This window comes from Pseudomonas sp. DC3200b2, from assembly GCF_049895785.1.
In the GTDB taxonomy this organism is placed as follows: Bacteria; Pseudomonadota; Gammaproteobacteria; order Pseudomonadales; family Pseudomonadaceae; genus Aquipseudomonas; species Aquipseudomonas massiliensis.
The window spans coordinates 179,751-200,301 of sequence record NZ_JAFCTA010000005.1; the positions used below are offsets into that span (position 1 = coordinate 179,751).

Genomic DNA, 20,551 nt, shown 5'->3' on the forward strand with positions numbered 1-20,551 from the left:
AAGCCTGGCAGTTTACCGGCTCCGGCCTTTCCTGTGGCGCCGTTATGTGGCTGGGTTATGTACCCTGGCGAGTTTTTTAAAACCAGTGGTTACAGGAACAGCCCAGGCCCAGGTTTGCTGCCTTCAGGGAAACGTACCCCAACCTTGGCGATGCGGTTGGCATCCATGAGCGCTACGGTCCAGAGTGTGCCGTTCCATTCGACCTGGTCACCCACCACGGGCGCGCCACCCACACGGTGACTGATGAACCTGCCAAGGGAGGTTTGCGGGTCTTCGCCTTCAAGCTGCAGGCCATAGAGCGCGGCGACCGCGCCCAGTTCGGCGTCGCCCTCGAGCACGAAGTCGCCGAAGAAGCGCAGGTCCAGCCCGCGTTCCGGGGCCTGGCTGAACAATTTGCCCAAGGCTGGCAGGTCATGCTCATGGCCGATCACGCAGAGAATATCGTCCGCTTCCAGCACCGTACTGCCCGACGGGTGCAACAACTGCTCGTTGCGGAAAAGCGCGGCGATGCGCGTGCCTTCCGGCATTTTCAGTTCCCGCAGCGCGGCGCCGATGCACCATTTTTCGGCGCCCAGCCGATAGACGAACAACTCCCACTCGCTGGTGTGGTGCACCTCCAGGGCGGAGCGGGAGATCGGCGCAGGATCCGGCGGTACCGTAACCTTGAGCAGGCGCGCCATCCACGGCAGGCTGGTGCCCTGCACGAGCAGCGAAACCAGCACGATGAAAAATGCCAGGTTGAAGTACAGCTGGGCCTGGGGCAGCCCGGCCATCAACGGAAACACCGCCAGGATGATGGGGACCGCGCCGCGCAGGCCTACCCAACTGATGAAGCCTTTCTCACGCCCATGGAAGGCCTTGAAAGGCGCCAGGCCTACCAGTACCGAGAGCGGCCGCGCGAAGAGAATCATCCACAAGGCCAGTGCCAGGGCGGGCAGCGCGATCGGCAGCAGGTCGTGGGGAGTCACCAGCAAGCCCAGCACGAGGAACATGCCGATCTGAGCGAGCCAGGCCATGCCGTCGAGCATGTGCAGGATGCCATGGCGGCTCCGCACCGGCCTGTTGCCGATGACCAGTCCGCAAAGATACACGGCCAGGAAGCCGCTGCCATGCAAGGCGTTGGTCAGTGCGAATACCGCCAGGCCACCACTGATGACCAGCAGCGGATACAGCCCGTTGGCCAGGTTGATGCGGTTCACGAGGGTGAGCATCAGCCAGCCGCCAGCCAGCCCGACTAGCCCACCGATGCCGAATTCACGAACCAGATGCATCAGCAGGCCCAGGTGAAAGCCCGTTTCGCCGCTGGCGAGCATGTCGATGAGGGTGACGGTCAGGAATACCGCCATGGGGTCATTGCTGCCGGACTCGATCTCAAGGGTGGCGGTGACCCGCTCGTTCAAGCCCTTGCCGCCCAATAGGGAAAACACCGCCGCGGCATCCGTCGAGCCGACGATGGCGCCAATCAGCAGCCCTTGCATGAGGTTGAGGTCGAATAGCCAGGCCGCCACGACCCCGGTGAGCCCGGTGGTGATCATCACGCCCACGGTGGCCATTGACAGCGCCGGCCACAAGGCCACCCGGAAGCTGGCGACCCGGGTGCGCAAGCCGCCGTCCAACAGGATCACCGCCAGGGCGAGGTTACCGACCAGATAGGCCGTAGGATAGTTGTCGAACACGATGCCGGCACCGTCCACTCCCGCGACCATGCCAACGGCCAGGATGATGACGAGAATCGGAATGCCGAGGCGAGACGAGAGCGAGCTCACCAGGATGCTCGCACCGACCAGCAACGCGCCGATGAGGAACAGGCTGTTGATGGTTGCGGCATCCAAGGGCAGTACTCCATTCAAATCAAGGGCAAGGCACGTGCAGAGAACGTGCCAACCGATTCTAACCCGTAGCTTTGGCATTCTGTCAAAGCACGTCTGGTTCTGACGCCAAGGGTAGGCCCGCGAAAATGAAACGGCCCGGCAATAAGCCGGGCCGCAGGGTGTCGCAACCAGGGTCAGCCGATGGTCATCAGGCTGGCGTTCCCTCCCGCGGCGGCCGTGTTGACGCTGACGGCCCGCTCGATGACCAGGCGCTCCAGGGCGATGCCGGTTTCACCATGAGACAGCCCCTGCACGCCGATGATCGCGCCGGCGCGGGCCGCGATGGCTTCGCACAGGCCACGCAGCTGATCGGAGTCACCGTGGTGGATGACCGCGTCGAAGTGCGCCTCGTCGCGCTTCCAGTCCGCGATGAGCTGGATTCGACCCTGTACTTCCTTCGGCAGACGATTGACCAGGCCGCGAGCCGGTTCGCCATCGGCGAAGACCGCCCGACTGCCCACCGCCAGCACTGCGGCCAGCTGGGTCAGCAGGTCGGCTTCGTTATCGGCCAGGCAAAGCACTCGCTCGCGCGGCAGAATGGTATAGCTGTTGCGTTCGCCCGTCGGGCCTGGCAGGAGGCGAGTCACACCGCTCTGAGATTGTACGGCGTACTGGTTGCAAGCCTCCACCAGGCTTGCTTCCTGCTTGCCTTCGCCCCAGGCCTTGAGTACCTGCAGCGGCTTGAGCAGGGCCTCGCGGGCGCGGCTGTCCGGGGTGGCCAGGTCGCTGCGCTCGAAGGTACGGAGCACTGCATCGGCCGGCCGGGTAGACAGCAGACGGTACAGGTACAGCGGGCCGCCCGCCTTGGGCCCCGTCCCGGAAAGGCCTTCGCCACCAAAGGGCTGGACACCCACCACGGCGCCGACGATATTGCGGTTCACATACAGGTTGCCGGCGTTGACGTTCTCCACCACCTTGGCGATGGTTTCGTCGATCCGGGTATGGACCCCAAGGGTCAGGCCATAGCCAGAGGCGTTGATCTGGCCGATCAAGGCCTCCAGGTCCTTGCGCTTGTAGCGCACCACGTGGAGCACAGGGCCGAAGATTTCCCGCTTGAGCTCATCGAAGCTTTCCAATTCGATCAGGGTGGGCATCACGAAGGTGCCGCGGCGGCATTCGGCGCTGTCGGCGATCGCCACTTGATAAACGGTGCGGCCTTTTTCGCGCATGCCCTGGATATGCTGCTCGATGCCGGCCTTGGCCTCGGCGTCGATCACCGGGCCGATATCCACGGCCAGGCGCTCGGGATTGCCCAGGCGAGCCTGGGCCATGGCGCCCTTGAGCATTTCGATCACGCGGTCGGCGCTGTCTTCCTGCAGGCACAGCACCCGCAGGGCGGAGCAACGCTGGCCAGCACTGTCGAACGCCGAGGACACCACGTCGATCACCACCTGTTCGGTGAGGGCGGAAGAATCCACGATCATCGCGTTCTGCCCGCCGGTTTCAGCGATCAGCGGAATCGGCCGGCCCTGGGCATCCAGGCGTCCGGCGATGTTGCGCTGGAGCAGCCGGGCCACCTCGGTGGAGCCGGTGAACATCACGCCCTTGACGCGCTCATCGCCTACCAGGCGAGCGCCCACGGTTTCACCACGGCCTGGCAGCAATTGCACCACACCCTCGGGAATGCCGGCTTCCAGCAGGATTCGCACAGCCTGGGCCGCGACCAGAGGCGTCTGCTCGGCGGGCTTGGCCAGTACAGGATTGCCCGCGGCCAGGGCGGCGGCGACCTGGCCGGTGAAAATGGCCAGAGGGAAGTTCCATGGGCTGATACACACCACCGGCCCGAGCGGGCGATGAGCCTCGTTGGTGAAATCGTGGCGAGCCTGCACCGCGTAATAGCGCAGGAAATCGACAGCTTCGCGTACCTCGGCGATGGCGTTGGCGAAGGTCTTGCCGGCCTCGCGCACCAGCAGGCCCATCAAGGGCTGGATCTGCGCTTCCATGAGGTCCGCGGCGCGCTCGAGGATGGAGGCGCGCTCCACTGGCGGGGTCGCTTGCCAGATAGGGCCGTTGATCAGGGCGCATTGGATGGCGGCGTCCACGTCGCTGATGTCCGCTTCCTGTACCTGGCCAACCACATCGCGGTGGTCCGCCGGGTTCAGCACCGGCTGCGCCTGGCCCTGTGAGGCTTCGCAACCGAGCAGCGGGCCGGCCGTCCAGTCGTTATGAGCGGTGGCCAGCAGGGCGCTGCTCAGGGAAGCCAGGCGGTGTTCGTTGGCCAGGTCGATACCTGCCGAGTTCTGGCGTTCGCTGCCATAGAGGTCGCGTGGCAGCGGGATGCGCGGATGCGGCAGGCCGAATGCGCCCTCCTGGGCGCCCAGGCGCTCGATGGTGGCCACCGGGTCGGCCACCAGTTCCTGGATGGAAATGGAATGGTCGGCGATGCGGTTGACGAAAGACGTGTTCGCACCGTTTTCCAGCAAGCGGCGCACCAGGTAGGCCAGCAGCGTTTCATGGGTACCCACGGGCGCGTACACACGGCAGGGGCGATTCAGCTTGCCATCGGCGATCTTGCCCACCACTTGCTCGTACAGCGGTTCGCCCATGCCATGCAGGCACTGGAATTCGTACTGGCCGGGGTAGTAGTTCTGGCCGGCGATCTGGTAGATGGCCGCCAGGGTATGGGCGTTATGAGTGGCGAATTGTGGATAAATGGCTTCCGGCGCCCCCAGCAGCTTGCGGGCACAGGCGATGTAGGACACGTCCGTGTACACCTTGCGGGTATAGACCGGGTAGCCTTCCAGCCCTTCCATCTGGGCGCGCTTGATCTCGCTGTCCCAATAGGCACCTTTCACCAGGCGGATCATCAGGCGATGCCGGCTGCGCCGGGCCAGGTCGATCACGTAGTCGATCACGTACGGGCAGCGCTTCTGGTAAGCCTGGATCACGAAGCCGATGCCGTTCCAGCCAGCCAGTTGCGGCTCGAAGCACAGGCGCTCGAGCAGGTCCAGGGACAGCTCGAGGCGGTCCGCTTCCTCGGCATCGATGTTCAAGCCGATATCGTATTGCTTGGCCAGCAGCGTCAGCGAGAGCAGGCGAGGGTAGAGTTCGTCCATCACGCGCTCGTACTGGGCGCGGCTGTAGCGCGGGTGCAGCGCTGACAGCTTGATGGAGATGCCGGGGCCTTCGTAGATGCCACGGCCATGGGAGGCCTTGCCGATGGAATGAATGGCCTGCTCGTAGGACGCCAGATACTTCTGGGCGTCGTGCTCGGTCAATGCCGCTTCGCCCAGCATGTCGTAGGAATAGCGGAAACCCTTGCTCTCGAATTTGCTGGCGTTGGCCAGGGCCTCGGCGATGGTCTCGCCTGTCACGAACTGTTCGCCCATCAGGCGCATCGCCATGTCCACGCCTTTGCGGATCATGGGCTCGCCGCTCTTGCCAATGATGCGGCTCAAGGAGGAGGTGAGGCCAGCCTCATTATGGGTGGACACCAGCTTGCCGGTGAGCAGCAGGCCCCAGGTCGCGGCATTGACGAACAGCGATGGACTGTTGCCCAGGTGCGGCTGCCAGTTGCCATTGCTGATCTTGTCCCGGATGAGTGCGTCCCGGGTGCCCTTGTCGGGAATGCGCAGCAGGGCCTCGGCCAGGCACATCAGCGCAACGCCTTCCTGGGACGACAGCGAAAATTCCTGCAGCAGCCCTTGAACCAGGCCTGCCCGGCCCGTGGCGTTCTTCTGGTTGCGAAGTTTCTCGGCGATGCCGGCGGCCAGCTTGTTCGCGGCCTCGCCCATGGCGGCGGGCAGTCGTGCCTGCTCCAGCAGCATGGGAACCATTTCCTGTTCGGGCCGGCGATAGGCGCCAGTGATCGCTGCCCGCAAAACCGATTGCGGGAGGATGCTTTCAGCGAATTCCAGGAAGCATTGGTGCGTGCCTTCCGCGGGTACTTCACCCGCTTCTTCACCAAGGGTGGCGACGCTGCCGTTGAGTTCGGTCAGGGAGGCCCCACCCTCGAGCTTCTCCAGATAATTGAAGATCGCTTGCTTGATGAGCCAGTGCGGAGTGCGGTCGATGGACTGAGCCGCCGCCTTCAAGCGCTCGCGGGTCGGGTCGTCAAGTTTGACCCCAAGGGTAGTCGTCGCCATTTTTGATTGTCCTCATCGGGTTGCCACTCTCGCGTGGCTTGTGCGTGGCGGAAGATTATCTGGGGGCTTAACGGGGTGCAACCGGGTGCAACCCAAAAAGGGGAACTATTTGTCCGGACGGCTGACTGGCCAAATATGATCGGAGACCGCGCCCTAAAAAGGTGCGTGGCGTGGAGTGGGGTTGTACTTGGGGACCTGTCTGATAGTCCTGTAGGACTATTCCTAAACTGCCCGGTCGCCCTTGTATCAATGTCGCTCGCCTCCCTAGGATGCCGCTCTCGGTGCAACCCTGGTGCACCTAATAAAAAGGGCAGGAGTACCCATGAGCCTGAGCAATCCGACACTGGTCGCTTTCACCATCTACATCGGCCTGATGCTGCTGATAGGCCTGCTGGCCTGGCGCGCCACCCGTAATCTCTCGGACTATATCCTTGGTGGCCGCCGCCTCGGGAGCTTCGTTACCGCCCTGTCCGCCGGGGCATCGGACATGAGCGGCTGGCTGCTGATGGGCCTGCCTGGGGCCATTTTTGTCAGTGGCCTGTCCGAGGTCTGGATCGCCATCGGCCTGGTCATCGGCGCCTACCTGAACTGGCGGCTGGTGGCGGGTCGCCTTCGGGTACATACCGAGCACAATGGGGATGCCCTGACGCTGCCGGATTACTTCGCCGCTCGCTTCGAAGACCGGCACGGCCTGCTACGGGTGCTGTCGGCGGTCGTCATCATGGTGTTCTTCACCATCTATTGTGCTTCCGGCATCGTGGCGGGGGCTCGCCTGTTCGAGAGCACCTTCGATCTTCCCTATGAAACCGCTCTGTGGGCAGGCGCGGCGGCCACCATCGCCTATACCTTCCTCGGCGGTTTCCTGGCGGTAAGCTGGACCGATACCGTGCAGGCTTCGCTCATGCTGTTCGCGCTCATTCTCACTCCCATTGTGGTAGTCCTGGCCAGTGGCGGCGTGGATACGGCGCTCTGGCACATCGAGGCCGCCAAGCCGGCCAGCTTCGATCTGTTCACCGGCACCACCTGGCTGGGCATCGCCTCACTGCTGGCCTGGGGCCTGGGCTATTTTGGCCAGCCGCATATCCTGGCGCGCTTCATGGCCGCCGGCTCGGTGAAGGCGATCCATCATGCGCGGCGCATTTCCATGGCCTGGATGGTGCTGTGCCTGGCAGGCACCAGCGCGGTGGGCTTCTTCGGCATCGCCTATTTCGAGGCTTATCCTGATGCCGCGATGGTGCTGAAGGACAACCCCGAGCGCATCTTCATCGAAATCACCCAGTTGCTGTTCAATCCGTGGGTCGCTGGCGTACTGCTTTCCGCCATCCTGGCGGCGGTCATGAGCACCCTCAGCTGTCAATTGCTGGTGTGCTCCAGTTCCCTGACCGAGGACTTCTACCGGCATTTCCTGCGCAAGGACGCTTCCCAGCGTGAGCTTGTCTGGGTAGGGCGTGCCATGGTGCTGCTCGTGGCATTGGTCGCCATCTACCTGGCCGCGGATCCGGACAGCCGCGTACTCGACCTGGTCAGCTACGCCTGGGCTGGCTTCGGTGCCGCCTTCGGCCCGGTGGTCATCATTTCGGTGCTCTGGAAAGGCATGACGCGTAATGGCGCCTTGGCGGGCATCGTGACCGGGGCGGTTACCGTGGTGGCATGGAAACAGCTGATGAGCGAGACCGGCGTCTATGAAATCATTCCCGGGTTTGTCCTGGCCTGCCTGGCGATCATGGCGGTCAGTGCCGCTGGCCAGGCCGGTGATTCCGTAGCCAAGCGTTTCGAAGCCGCCAACCAGGCCTGGCGCGCCGCGCGTCGATAGGCGCCATCGGGCCCCTCGGCCTTTGGCTGAGGGGCCGCTGCGGGGTAAACTTGCCGCCCCTGCAGGAGTAACCATGAATTACCGCCACGCCTTCCATGCCGGCAACCACGCCGATGTCTTCAAGCACCTGGTGCTCAGCCGTCTTATCGCGCTGATGTCGCGCAAGGAGCAGCCGTTCGCCTATCTCGACACCCATGCCGGGGTAGGCCTGTACGACCTGCATGGAGATCAGGCCAGCCGGACGGGTGAGTACCTGGAAGGTGTGTCGCGCCTCTGGGGCGCGCAAGAGGTGCCGGAGTTGGCGGCAGACTACCTGCGTATCCTGCGCAAGCTCAACCCTGACGGCACATTGCGTTACTACCCTGGCTCCCCTGAGCTGGCGCGCCGCCTGGCTCGCCAGCAGGACAGCCTGCAGTTCAACGAAAAACACCCCGACGACGGCCTGGCGCTCAAGGAAAACATGAAGCGCGACCCTCGCGTGGCGGTCCATCGCGGCGAAGGCTGGCACGTGCCCAGGGCATTGCTTCCCACTCCGGAAAAGCGGGCGATCATCCTGGTGGACCCGCCCTTCGAGCAGGCTGATGAGCTTCAGCGTTGCGCCAAGGCCATGAAGGAAGCCATCGCTCGCATGCGTCAGGCGGTGGTAGTGCTCTGGTATCCCATCAAGGACGAAAGGGCGATGCGGCGTTTCTATCAGGAGCTCACCAGCACAGGCGCGCCCAAGTTGCTCAAGGCGGAGCTTTTCGTCCATCCGGCGGACACCGACACCCGGCTCAACGGCTCCGGCCTGGCGATCAGCAATCCGCCGTGGGGGTTGGAAGAGGAACTCCACGCCCTGCTGCCCTGGCTTGCCCGGTTGCTCGCCCAGAGCCAGGGTAGCTGGCGGATGGACTGGCCCATTCCCGAATAACCCCCCACAAGATACCGGCCCCAGCCCGCAACAGCCTGCCTTGGCAGCGACCGGGCGTGGCGACGGCGTGGGGCCTTTGTCGCGCGCAAGCCAGCGTGGCCCGGCGCGGCTGCCACGCGAGACCAGACCCACCCTCGTAGCCGCCCGCCTTGGCGGCGACGGGTTCTACCATGCCGGCCGGCATGATCAGGCCGGCAGGCATACCCCGGTACCGCCGATGCCGCAATAGCCGCCGGGGTTCTTGGCCAGGTATTGCTGGTGGTAAGCCTCCGCGTAATAGAACGCCGGGGCGTGCTGGATCTCGGTGGTGATTTCCGGGTGCCCGGCCTTGCGCAGTTCGCCCTGGAAGGCCTCCCGGCTGGCCAGCGCGGCGTGAAGCTGCGCTTCGCTGGTGGCGAAGATCACCGAGCGGTACTGGGTGCCGATGTCATTGCCCTGGCGCATGCCCTGGGTAGGATTGTGGGACTCCCAGAATACCTTCAGCAGGGCTTCGTAGGAGGTTTCCTTCGGGTCGAAGACCACCATCACCACTTCGCTGTGCCCGGTCAGGCCCGAGCAAACTTCTTCATAGGTAGGATTGGGGGTATACCCGCCGGCATAGCCCACGGCTGTGGTATAGACGCCTGGCTGTTGCCACAAGCGGCGCTCAGCGCCCCAGAAGCAGCCCAGCCCGAAATAGGCCACTTCCAATCCGGCAGGGAAGGGCGCTTGCAGGGTGCGGCCGTTGACGAAGTGTTCTTCAGGCACAGCCATGGGGGTTTCCCGCCCGGGCAGCGCTTGCTGCTGGGTCGGCAATTCGTTTTTGTTCACGAGGATCTCAGAGCGCAAGACCATGGCTTTCTCCGCAAAGGTTGGCGACAGACCCACAGTGTGCCCGAGCCGGGCGCGGCTGTCAGGTCATCGGGCCGCGGGGGTAGCGTTTCAAGGCGTCCACCAGTCGCGCCGAGGGGATAGGGCGGTCGAACAAGTACCCTTGGCCCACGTCACAACGATGACGGCGCAGGAAGTTGAGCTGTTCGGCCGTCTCGATGCCCTCGGCCACGACCTTGAGCTTGAGGTTGTGCGCCATGGCGATCACGGCCGAGGTGATTTCCATATCGTCCTGGCTGGTGGGGATATCGTTGATGAAGCTGCGGTCGATCTTGATGATGTCGATCGGAAACTTCTTTAGATAGCTCAGGGACGAATAACCTGTGCCGAAGTCGTCCATGGCCAGCGACAGTCCCAGGCCCTTGAGCTGCCCTAGCAGTTGGCGGGTATCTTCGGTCGCTTCCAGCAACAGCCCCTCGGTAAGCTCCAGCTCCAGCAGGCTTGGAGGCAGTCGCTCCTCGGTCAGGATCTGACTGATGGAAGCGACCAGGTCCGGGTCGGAGAACTGCTTGGGCGAGAGGTTGATCGCCACATGTAGCGGCCCATGGCCAGCGGCCGTCAGCTGGCGGCTCATGCGACAGGCCTGGCGGACTACCCACTTGCCGATGGGAATGATCAGTCCGGTTTCCTCGGCCACGCTGATGAACTGATCAGGGCGAATCATGCCTTTTTCAGGATGGTTCCAGCGCAACAGGGCTTCCATGCCCAGCAGGCGGCCGGTGCGCAGGCAAAGCTTGGGCTGGTAGAACACTTCCAGCTCGTTCTGGGTCAGGGCCCGGCGCAGATTGTTTTCCACGAACAGCTTGTAGTTGGCCTCGGCATTGAGCACTTCGGTGAACACCTGCACCTGATGTTTGCCATTGGCCTTGGCCTTGTGCAGCGCCAGCCCTGCATTCTTCATCAGGGTCTGCGGGTCTCGCCCGTGCAGTGGCGCGCAGGCCAGCCCTACCGAGGCCGTGACGTTGATCAGCTGGTTATCCACGAACATGGGCTTGTCGAGGGTCTTGAGCACCTGTAGTGCCAGCTGCTGAGCGGCCTCGGGCACGGTGTCGTCCAGCAGTACCGCGAACTCGTTGCTGGCGAAACGCGCCAGGGTGCCGGACGGACTCAGGCTGTTGCGCAGGCGGCGGGCCAGGCTGATAAGCAGTTTGTCGCCAGTCTGATGACCAAGGCTGTCATTGATGCGCTTGAAGTTGTCGATGTCCACCAGCATCAGTGCCAGGGGCGTTTCCGCGTCGGAGGCGAAGCGCTCATCCAGAGAGCGGATGAAAGCCGGTCGGTTGCCCAGATTGGTCAGATTGTCTGTATAGGCCAGGCGCTCGATGCGCTGCTGGGCCAGCTTGGTCTGGGTGATGTCCTCGTAAATGCCGATGTAATGGGTCAGTTCACGATGGTCATTGAAAACCTTGGATATGGAGAGCTGCCCCCAGTAGGGCTCAAGGTTCTTGCGTCGGCTTTTGAATTCGCCCTGCCAACTGTTGCTCTTGGCCAGGCTGGACGGTGCATCGAACAACAGTTCGCTTAGGTTCTCCAGCGCAGGAAGCTCGGACAGGCGGTGGCCATGGACTTCGTCCGACGTATATTGGGTGATTGCTGTAAAGCTCGGGTTTACGTACTCCACCACGCCGTCGCGGTTCACCAGCAGAAAGGCGTTGGCGCTTTGCTCGACCGCTCGCTGGAACAGGTGCAGGGCGCTTGTCGCCGCCCGGCGATCGTGATTGGAAATCACTTGGACAAGCTGGTCGGCCAATTCATGCATGAAGGCGATATCGCTCGCCTGCCAGGCCCGTTCGCTCATGTGCTCCAGGCACAGCACGCCGACCACCTGGCCATCCACGCGAATGCAGGCATCCAACACACTGGCCAGGCCACCTGGCAGAGCCTGCAAGGCGAGCTCGCTGGTAGCGGTTGGGCTTGCTGTCGGGCCGCGCCGCAGGCTTTGCAGGTAGGCTGAATAGCGTCCGGGTTCGACCTGCGTGGGCACATGGTGAGCCTGGGTCGCCGCACGCCAGGCCATGACGGGGAGCAGCTTCTGCCCCTCTATCCGCCAGAGGCTGACGCTATCGCTTTCACAGACTTCGCACGCGCCACGAGTAATAAGCTCCCCGGCTTCTCGCAAGGGATCATCGGTGGCATAGCGCAAGCGAGCCAGGCGCAGCATGAGGTCTTGCTGGGCCCGCATCCGTTCCAGTTGCCGGACAGGGTCGGCTTGTAGCGCCAGTGTCGATTCCAGGTGCGTATCCAGGCCTGCCAGGAGCGCCTGGGCGTCGGGCTTTCCCATGGCGAAACTGTCCGCGACAGGTTCGTCGACCGCCAGCAGATACCCGCGCAGCAATTGCCGGTTGTGCTGTTTGAAAGGCTCGCCTACCTCAAGAACATGGCGAGGACCATCGACTGCATGCAAGACGTAGCGGACCAGATAGTAGGCGCGCATGGCCAGCTGCGCCTGGATGGCATCGTGCAATCGATAGCGCGCCTCAGGCTCCATCAGGCTCGCATAAGGTGAGCCGATCAGTGCGCAAAGCTCGGAAGCCGGTAGGCCGAAGTCCTTCTCACAAGTTGGGTCAAGGTATAGGAGGGCCCAGTTTGCCTCGTTGAGCCGTTCGAAACGAAGCATGCCCAGGCGCGACGGCACCGGAAGCTGCGTGACGACCTCGGCCGCCATGCGAGAGGCGGCATCCGGTTGGCTTTTCATCGAGAACTCGCTTGAGAAATACGGGTTACACAGATCCATCTGGTGATAATTGTCGCGTTCGGCAAGGTTGCATCATGCCGCTTCGGCTGACAAGCACAACAGTGGCTTAATGCCTTCATTGGTTGGCATTCACGTCAGTTATTTGCCACTTCAATGTTTGTCTATCGGCAAGCCGCGGTAAAACTGGAATCGCCGATATATTGGCGTCAACTCGGTCGGGCCAGGACCGTCACTGGCGGGCTCAAAAAAAACCCCGCCGAGGCGGGGTCGAGGTTTCGAGCATAGCGGCTCAAGACAGATGCCATGCCCGCTTGGGCATGGCAGGGGTGTTACAACAGCATCGCGCGGATATCGCCCAGCACGTCGCTCAAGCGCTTGGTGAAGCGCGCGGCGGCGGCACCGTTGATCACGCGGTGATCATAGGACAGCGACAGCGGCAGCATCAGACGTGGCTGGAAGGCCTTGCCGTCCCATACCGGCTGCATGGCGGCCTTGGATACACCGAGGATGGCCACTTCAGGCGCATTGACGATCGGGGTGAAGCCAGTACCGCCGATATGCCCAAGGCTGGAGATGGTGAAGCAGGCGCCCTGCATGTCATCCGACGCCAGCTTCTTGGTGCGCGCCTTCTCCGCCAGGGCGGCGGCTTCGGCGGCCAGTTGAAGCAGGCTCTTCTGGTCGACATTCTTGATCACCGGGACCAGCAAGCCGTCCGGGGTATCCACGGCGAAGCCGATGTGCACGTACTTCTTGCGGATGATCGCCTTGCCGCTTGGGGCCAGGGAGCTGTTGAAGTCTGGCAGCTCCTTGAGCAGGAAGGCGCAGGCCTTGAGCAGCAGCGGCAGCACGGTCAGCTTGACTCCGGCTTTCTCGGCCACCGCCTTCTGGGCCACCCGGAAGGCTTCCAGCTCGGTGATGTCGGCCTGGTCGAACTGGGTCACGTGAGGCACGTTGAGCCAGCTGCGGTGCAGGTTGGCGGCGCCGACCTGCATCAGGCGCGTCATCGGCACCTCTTCCACTTCGCCGAAGCGGCTGAAGTCCACGGTGGGGATGGGCGGAATACCCGCGCCCCCCGTAGTCGCGGCGGCGGCTGGCGCCTCCTTGGCCTTGGCCATCATGGTCTTGACGTACGCCTGCACGTCTTCTTTCAGGATACGACCATGGGGGCCGGTGGCACCTACCTGGGCCAGGTCCACGCCAAACTCACGGGCCAACAGGCGTACCGCGGGGCCTGCATGAACCTTGCCGCTGGGCGCGGCAACCGGAGCGGCCGGAGCGGCAGCGGGGGCGCTGGCAGGCTTGGCGGCCGTTGGGGGCGTGGCCGCGGCAACCGGAGCCTGGGCGGCTTCTTTCGGCGTGGATGCCGCGGGCGCGGCGGCACCTGCGACTTTCAGCTTGAGGATAAGGTCGCCGGTACCGACTTCGCTTTCCAGCTGCGCGATCACGCTTTCCACCACGCCCGCTTCGGGGCAGGGGATTTCCATGCTCGCCTTGTCCGACTCAAGGGTAATCAGCGACTGGTCCTTCTCGACCTTGTCACCGGCCTTGACCAGCACTTCGATGACCTTGGCCTTGCCCGACGAGCCGATATCCGGCACGTGGATATCCTTGACGGTATCGCCGGCCGGCGCGCTGGCGGGTGCCGCCGCGGGTGCCGAAGCCGGAGCCGAAGCTGCTGGCGCACTGGCCGCCGGCGCCGGGGCGGCAGCCGAAGCGCCGCCAGCGCCCTTGAGCACCAGGATAAGGTCACCGGTGCCGACTTCGTCGTTCAGCTTCACGCCGATGCTTTCGACCACGCCGGCAGCGGGAGAAGGGATCTCCATGCTGGCCTTGTCGGACTCCAGGGTGATCAAGGATTGATCAGCCTCGACGGTATCGCCGACCTTCACCTGGATCTCGATCACTTGGGCCTTGCCCGAGGAGCCGATGTCCGGTACGTGTACGTCCTGGCTGGCGCCACCGCCATTGGCGGCAGGAGCAGGCGCGGACGGCCGGGTTTCCTCGGCTTCGTCCGGAGCGCTGGCAGGCGCCGCAGCGGGGGCGGCCTGTTCGGCGGGCGCCGAGGCGCCCTCCACGTCCAGTTCCAGCAGTTCGTCGCCTTCCTTCAGGCGATCGCCCAGCTTGACCTTGATGGCCTTGACCACGCCGGCCTTGGGCGCGGGCACTTCCATGCTGGCCTTGTCCGACTCGAGGGTCACCAGGCTCTGTTCGGCTTCGATACGGTCGCCGACCTTGACCTGGATCTCGATTACTTCCCCTTCACCGCTGCCGATGTCAGGTACGCGAATAAGCTCGCTCACGAATGTTCTCCTCAGCAGTCCAGGGGGTTGCGCTTGTCAGGGTCGATGCCAAACCGGGCGATGGCTTCGGCCACGACCTTCGGTTCGATGTCGCCACGATCTGACAAGGCTTCCAGGGCGGCCAGCACAATGAAGTGACGATCCACTTCGAAGAAGTGGCGCAGCTTCTTGCGGCTGTCGCTGCGGCCGAAGCCGTCGGTGCCCAGGACCTTGAATTCCTTGCTTGGAACCCACTGGCGGATCTGCTCGGCGAACAGCTTCATGTAGTCGGTCGATGCGATGACCGGCCCCTTGCGGCCGCCCAGGCACTGCTCGACGTAGCTCTGCGCCGGTTTCTCGCCCGGGTGCAGGCGGTTGCTGCGCTCGACGGCCAGGCCGTCGCGGCGCAGCTCGTTGAAGCTGGTGACGCTCCATACATCGGCGCCCACGTTGAACTCTTCGCGCAGGATTTTCGCCGCCTCGCGCACTTCGCGCAGGATGGTGCCCGAGCCCAGCAGCTGCACATGGTGCGCCGCTTCGCGAGTATCGTTCTCCAGCAGGTACATACCCTTGATGATGCCTTCCTCGGCGCCGGCCGGCAGTGCCGGCTGGGCATAGGCTTCGTTCATCACGGTGATGTAGTAGAAGATGTCCTGCTGCTCTTCCATCATCTGGCGCATGCCTTCGCGGATGATCACCGCCAGTTCATAGCCATAGGTGGGGTCGTAGCTGCGGCAGTTCGGAATGGTCGCCGCCATCAGGTGGCTGTGGCCGTCTTCGTGCTGCAGGCCTTCACCGTTGAGGGTGGTACGTCCGGCGGTGCCGCCGATCAGGAAGCCACGGGTGCGGCTGTCGCCAGCGGCCCAGGCCAGATCGCCGATACGCTGGAAACCGAACATCGAATAGAAGATGTAGAACGGCAGCATCGGCTGGTTGTGGCAGCTGTACGCGGTGCCGGCAGCGATGAAGGACGACATGGCGCCGGCCTCGTTGATGCCTTCCTCGAGGATCTGGCCCTTCTTGTCCTCGCGGTAGAACATCACCTGGTCTTTATCCACGGGTTCGTAGAGCTGGCCTACGGACGAGTAGATACCCAGCTGGCGGAACATGCCTTCCATGCCGAAGGTACGGGCTTCGTCCGGGATGATCGGAACGATGCGGTGGCCCAGTTCCTTGTCCTTCACCAGTTGGGTCAGGATGCGCACGAATGCCATGGTGGTGGAGATTTCGCGATCACCGGAGCCATCGAGGATAGCCTTGAGGGTGTCGAGTGGCGGTACCGGAACATTGAAGCTCTTGCTGCGGCGCTGAGGCACGAAGCCGCCCAGGGCATTGCGGCGCTCGCTCAGGTACTTGGCTTCGGCGCTGCCTGGCTCGGGCTTGTAGAACGGCAGCTTCTCCAGGTCTTCGTCGCGTACCGGGATGTCGAAGCGGTCGCGGAATTTGCGCAGGCTGTCCACATCCACCTTCTTGGTGTTGTGGGCCGTGTTCTTGGCTTCGCCGGCACCGGTGCCATAACCCTTGATGGTCTTGGCCAATACAACGGTCGGCTGACCATTGTGGTTGTTCACGGCGTCATGGTAAGCCGCGTACACCTTGTACGGATCGTGGCCGCCGCGGTTGAGTTTCCAGATCTCGTCGTCGGACAGGTCAGCGACCATCGCCTTGAGTTCCGGGGTGTTGAAGAAGTGCTCGCGGACGAACGCGCCGTCCTTGGCCTTGTAGTTCTGGTATTCGCCGTCGACGACTTCGTCCATGCGGCGTTGCAGGATACCGTCGGTGTCCTTGGCCAGCAGCGGGTCCCAGAAGCGACCCCAGACTACCTTGTTGACGTTCCAGCCGCCGCCACGGAACACGCCTTCGAGTTCCTGGATGATCTTGCCGTTGCCGCGAACCGGGCCGTCGAGGCGCTGCAGGTTGCAGTTGATGACGAAGATCAGGTTGTCCAGCTTCTCGCGGCCGGCCAGGGCGATGGCGCCCAGGGATTCCGGCTCGTCGCACTCGCCGTCGCCCATGAAGCACCAGACCTTCTGCTTTCCGGCGGGAATGTAGCCACGGGCTTCAAGGTACTTCATGAAGCGGGCCTGGTAGATCGCCTGGATCGGGCCCAAGCCCATGGAGACGGTGGGGAACTGCCAGAAATCAGGCATCAGCCAGGGGTGCGGGTAGGACGACAGGCCCTTACCATCGACTTCCTGGCGGAAGTTGTCCATCTGCTCTTCACTGATGCGACCTTCCATGAAGGCACGGGCGTAGACGCCCGGCGAGGCGTGGCCCTGGAAGAAGATCAGGTCGCCGCCGTGCTCTTCGGTGGGTGCCTGGAAGAAGTAGTTGAAACCGATATCGTACAGCGTCGCGCTCGAGGCGAAGCTGGAGATGTGTCCGCCCAGGTCCGAGTCCCTGAGGTTGGTGCGAACGACCATGGCCAGCGCGTTCCAGCGAACCAGCGAGCGGATGCGGCGTTCCATGAACAGGTCGCCAGGCATGCGCGCTTCGTGGGTCACGGGAATGGTGTTGCGGTATGGCGTGGTGATTGCGTAGGGGAGTTGCGAACCACTGCGGGTGGCCAACTCGCCCATGCGAGTCATCAGGTAGTGAGCGCGGTCTTCGCCTTCTTTGTCGAGAACCGACTCCAGGGCGTCCAGCCATTCCTGGGTTTCGACGGGATCGAGGTCTTGCATGGCTTGCTCCAGGGCGGAAAGGCCACCAGAATCGATGACCTGAGTTTGCGACTGGCCTTGTGGGCAGACGACATGAATTCTTGGATCACCGGTTGGTTGGCCCGGTGTCCTGTAGTTTTACTACAAATCCTTGTTCATTTCATGCACCGCAGCGACAGGGGGAAGAGGAATACCTCACATAAGGGGGTGCGTCTTGGGCATTCCTCGGTCGGCTAAAACCATCCGTGCCTGTCGAAAATCGCCCGCGGAGGAATGCTTTTGAAGCCTGCCACCAAAAATCATCCGTTTTCGGCTATTTTCAGCTTTTGTTGGACAGTCCGGCCAGCCGCTCGCTTCGCGGTTTCCCCCAGCCCCCCTCGCCTGTAGGCGCCTTGAAGGATAGACCATGAGCCGTCCGCCCCTGATCCGATTACCCGACGTATTGCAGGCCCTGGCGGCCGAGCGCCTGGCGCGCCTGGCCGAGGCCGGGGCCGTCCTCCAGGCTCAGGCTGAAACAGAGCCGTGGGGGCTACGCGAAGCCCTTGGACGGGTGTGTGCCTTGAGCGACTTCGTGTTCGAGCAGCTGCTGCGCGATCCTGGGCTCTGGCGGGAACTGGTCGACAGTGGTCAGCTGGCTCGGACCCTGAGCGAAGGGGAGCTGCGTGGGCAGGTGCGTGCTGCACTGGCACGCTGCCAGGATGAAGACGCCCTCGGGATAGCCCTGCGTCGCCAGCGCAACCGTGAGCAGGTGCGCATCATCTGGCGCGACCTGCTTCGCGAGGCCGACCTGCAGGAAACCTGCAGGGACCTGTCCGAGCTGGCCGACACCTGCATCGACGAAGCCTACCAGTGGCTATACCCCCGCCATTGCCAGCAATTCGGCACGCCTATCGGGCGGCGCTCCGGCCAGCCCCAGCACATGATCGTGCTGGGCATGGGCAAGCTGGGCGCGGGGGAGCTGAACCTTTCATCGGATATTGACCTGATCTTCGCTTACCCGGAGGGCGGCGAAACCGAAGGGGTCAAACGTCCGCAGGACAACCAGGCGTTTTTCATCCGCCTCGGTCAGCGGTTGATCAAGGCGCTGGACCCGGTGACCGCCGATGGTTTCGTGTTCCGAGTGGACATGCGCCTGCGCCCCTATGGTTCGGTCGGAGCCCTGGTACTCAGCTTCAACGCTCTGGAGCAGTACTACCAGGACCAGGGGCGGGACTGGGAGCGCTACGCCATGATCAAGGCCCGTGTAGTGGCTGGCGACCAAGCCGCGGGAGCCCAGTTGCTGCAGATGCTGCGCCCCTTCGTCTACCGCCGCTACCTGGACTTTTCCGCCATCGAAGCGTTGCGCACCATGAAGCAGTTGATCCAGCAGGAAGTGCGGCGCAAGGGCATGGCTGACAACATCAAGCTGGGCGCCGGTGGCATTCGCGAAGTGGAGTTCATTGCCCAGGCGTTCCAGCTGATCCATGGCGGCCGGGACCTGAGCCTGCAGCAGCGATCGCTCTTGAATGTGCTCGGCACTCTTGAGCGCCAAGGTTATCTGCCCGCGGAGGTAGTGACCGAGCTGCGCCAGGGCTACGAATTCCTGCGCTATACCGAGCATGCCCTGCAGGCCATCGCCGATCGCCAGACTCAAATGCTGCCTGACACCGAGCGGGATCAGATGCGCGTCGCCGCCATGCTGGGCTTTCGCGACTGGGCCGGTTTCCATGCCCAGCTCATGGCCTGGCGTGGGCGCGTCGACTGGCATTTCAAAGGCGTGATCGCCGACCCGGACGAAGACGAAGGGCATGGCGAAGTCGTGGTCGGGGGCGAGTGGCTGCCCTTGTGGGAAGAGCGACAAGACGACGAAGCGGCGATCAGGCAACTGGCCGAGAGCGGTTTCGCCAACCCCGCCAAGGCCCTGGAGCGCCTGGCCAGCCTGCGCGCCAGTGGCCAGCTTCGGGCGATGCAGCGGATGGGCCGCGAGCGCCTGGATGCCTTCATTCCCCGCCTGCTGGCCCAGGCCAGCGAGCATGCCGAGCCTGATCTTGTGCTCGAACGCGTGCTGCCCCTGGTCGAGGCAGTGGCGCGAAGGTCGGCCTACCTGGTACTGCTGACGGAAAACCCCGGCGCGTTACGCCAACTGCTCACCCTGTGCGCCGCCAGCCCCTGGATTGCCGAACAGATCACCCGCTTCCCGCTCCTGCTCGATGAGTTGCTCAACGAAGCGCGGCTGTTCCACCCGCCCCAGGCACCCGAACTGGCTGCCGAGCTGCGGGAGCGGCTGGCGCGGATCCCCGAGGACGACCTCGAACAGCAAATGGAAGCCTTGCGGCACTTCAAATTGGCCCACAGCCTGCGCGTGGCGGCTTCCGAGATCGCGGGCACCCTGCCGCTGATGAAAGTCAGCGATTACCTGACCTGGCTGGCCGAGGCCATTCTGGCCCAGGTGCTGGCCCTGGCCTGGCGCCAGACGGTTGCCCGCCACGGCACGCCGCGGCGCCCGGATGGCAGCCCCTGTGATCCGGGCTTCATCATCGTCGGCTACGGCAAGATGGGCGGGCTGGAGCTGGGGCACGGCTCGGACCTGGACCTGGTGTTCATCCATGACGCCGATAGCGTGGCGGAAACCGATGGGCCGCGAGCGATCGACGGCGCACAGTTCTTCACCCGACTGGGCCAGCGCATCATTCACTTGCTCACAGCGCAGACCAACTCCGGGCAATTGTATGAGGTAGACATGCGCCTGCGGCCTTCGGGCGCGGCGGGGCTACTGGTCAGCTCGCTGGGCGCCTTCGAGCGTTACCAGCAGCACGAAGCCTGGACCTGGGAGCACCAGGCGCTGGTGCGAGCGCGGGTACTGGTAGGGGGGCAGGATGTCGCCGCCGCGTTCGAAACCATCCGCGCGGCGGTGCTGGGGCGCGAGCGCGACCCCAAGGCCCTGGCCATCGAGGTGAGCGAGATGCGGGCCAAGATGCGCGACAACCTTGGCACGCGCCCCACGGCCGCCGGCCGAGCCGACAATGCCTTCGATGCTCACGCGACCTTCGATATCAAGCAGGACGCCGGAGGTATCGTCGATATTGAATTTATGGTGCAATACGCGGCCCTGGCCTGGTCGCGCGAGCATCCCGCACTGCTGCGCTACACCGACAACATCCGTATTCTCGAGGGGCTCGAGCAGGCCGGGCTGCTGCCGGGAGGCGATGCCAGTCTCCTGCGCGAGGCATACAAGGCCTATCGTGCCGTGGCGCATCGGCGGGCGCTGCAGAAGCAGGCCGCCGTGATCGCCGGCAACCAGTTCGTTGCCGAGCGTCGCGCGGTGATGCGGATCTGGGCCGAGCTGGGGCTAGGCTGATTGTGAGAATCCACCGGGGAGGCCACCGCCT

Annotated in this window: 8 protein-coding genes and 1 pseudogene; 3 read left to right on the forward strand and 6 right to left on the reverse strand. The window is 63.7% G+C overall.

Annotated elements, in window-relative coordinates:
• Nucleotides 1-89 precede the first annotated feature (89 nt).
• Both ACP691_RS16100 and putA read right to left on the reverse strand, forming a co-directional pair.
• On the reverse strand, nt 90-1,832 hold the full coding sequence (locus ACP691_RS16100; RefSeq protein ID WP_040259609.1) for a potassium/proton antiporter: 1,743 nt from the start codon (nt 1,830-1,832) through the stop codon (nt 90-92).
• 173 nt (nt 1,833-2,005) lie between these two features.
• Complete coding sequence (gene putA, locus ACP691_RS16105; RefSeq protein ID WP_426151538.1) at nt 2,006-5,956, reverse strand: trifunctional transcriptional regulator/proline dehydrogenase/L-glutamate gamma-semialdehyde dehydrogenase; 3,951 nt, start codon at nt 5,954-5,956, stop codon at nt 2,006-2,008.
• A 322-nt stretch (nt 5,957-6,278) separates the two neighbouring features.
• On the opposite strand from putA, the gene putP reads away from it, so the two are divergent.
• Together putP and ACP691_RS16115 are read left to right on the forward strand one after the other, a co-directional pair.
• Nucleotides 6,279-7,769, forward strand: coding sequence for a sodium/proline symporter PutP (putP, locus tag ACP691_RS16110; protein WP_426151536.1), 1,491 nt, complete (start codon nt 6,279-6,281; stop codon nt 7,767-7,769).
• A gap of 73 nt (nt 7,770-7,842) precedes the next feature.
• Nucleotides 7,843-8,679 (forward strand): 23S rRNA (adenine(2030)-N(6))-methyltransferase RlmJ, encoded by an 837-nt coding sequence (locus ACP691_RS16115; protein WP_426151534.1) that lies wholly within the window; start codon nt 7,843-7,845, stop codon nt 8,677-8,679.
• A gap of 186 nt (nt 8,680-8,865) precedes the next feature.
• On the opposite strand, the gene msrA is transcribed toward ACP691_RS16115, so the two are convergent.
• From msrA to aceE, 4 genes are all read right to left on the reverse strand, one after another.
• A complete protein-coding gene (gene msrA / locus ACP691_RS16120) occupies nt 8,866-9,513 on the reverse strand; it encodes a peptide-methionine (S)-S-oxide reductase MsrA (protein WP_426151532.1) in 648 nt (215 codons plus the stop codon).
• Between the two features lie 58 nt (nt 9,514-9,571).
• Nucleotides 9,572-12,244 carry a putative bifunctional diguanylate cyclase/phosphodiesterase gene (locus ACP691_RS16125; protein WP_426151530.1) on the reverse strand — a complete coding sequence of 891 codons (2,673 nt, stop codon included), beginning with the start codon at nt 12,242-12,244 and terminating at the stop codon, nt 9,572-9,574.
• Between the two features lie 329 nt (nt 12,245-12,573).
• A complete protein-coding gene (gene aceF, locus ACP691_RS16130) occupies nt 12,574-14,544 on the reverse strand; it encodes a dihydrolipoyllysine-residue acetyltransferase (RefSeq protein WP_426151528.1) in 1,971 nt (656 codons plus the stop codon).
• Between the two features lie 11 nt (nt 14,545-14,555).
• Nucleotides 14,556-17,204 carry a pyruvate dehydrogenase (acetyl-transferring), homodimeric type gene (gene aceE / locus ACP691_RS16135; RefSeq protein ID WP_040259619.1) on the reverse strand — a complete coding sequence of 883 codons (2,649 nt, stop codon included), beginning with the start codon at nt 17,202-17,204 and terminating at the stop codon, nt 14,556-14,558.
• A 517-nt stretch (nt 17,205-17,721) separates the two neighbouring features.
• On the opposite strand from aceE, the pseudogene glnE reads away from it, so the two are divergent.
• Nucleotides 17,722-20,520 (forward strand): annotated as a pseudogene (gene glnE, locus ACP691_RS16140) (bifunctional [glutamate--ammonia ligase]-adenylyl-L-tyrosine phosphorylase/[glutamate--ammonia-ligase] adenylyltransferase); the annotation flags it as partial.
• Nucleotides 20,521-20,551: the final 31 nt, after the last annotated feature.

What these genes read in the sequence shown, in the direction of transcription:
- ACP691_RS16125 (WP_426151530.1), bottom strand. Translation starts at nt 12,244, where the DNA reads ATGAAAAGCCAACCGGATGCCGCCTCTCGCATGGCGGCCGAGGTCGTC.
- aceE (WP_040259619.1), bottom strand. Translation starts at nt 17,204, where the DNA reads ATGCAAGACCTCGATCCCGTCGAAACCCAGGAATGGCTGGACGCCCTG.
- msrA (WP_426151532.1), bottom strand. Translation starts at nt 9,513, where the DNA reads ATGGTCTTGCGCTCTGAGATCCTCGTGAACAAAAACGAATTGCCGACC.
- ACP691_RS16115 (WP_426151534.1), top strand. Translation starts at nt 7,843, where the DNA reads ATGAATTACCGCCACGCCTTCCATGCCGGCAACCACGCCGATGTCTTC.
- putP (WP_426151536.1), top strand. Translation starts at nt 6,279, where the DNA reads ATGAGCCTGAGCAATCCGACACTGGTCGCTTTCACCATCTACATCGGC.
- putA (WP_426151538.1), bottom strand. Translation starts at nt 5,956, where the DNA reads ATGGCGACGACTACCCTTGGGGTCAAACTTGACGACCCGACCCGCGAG.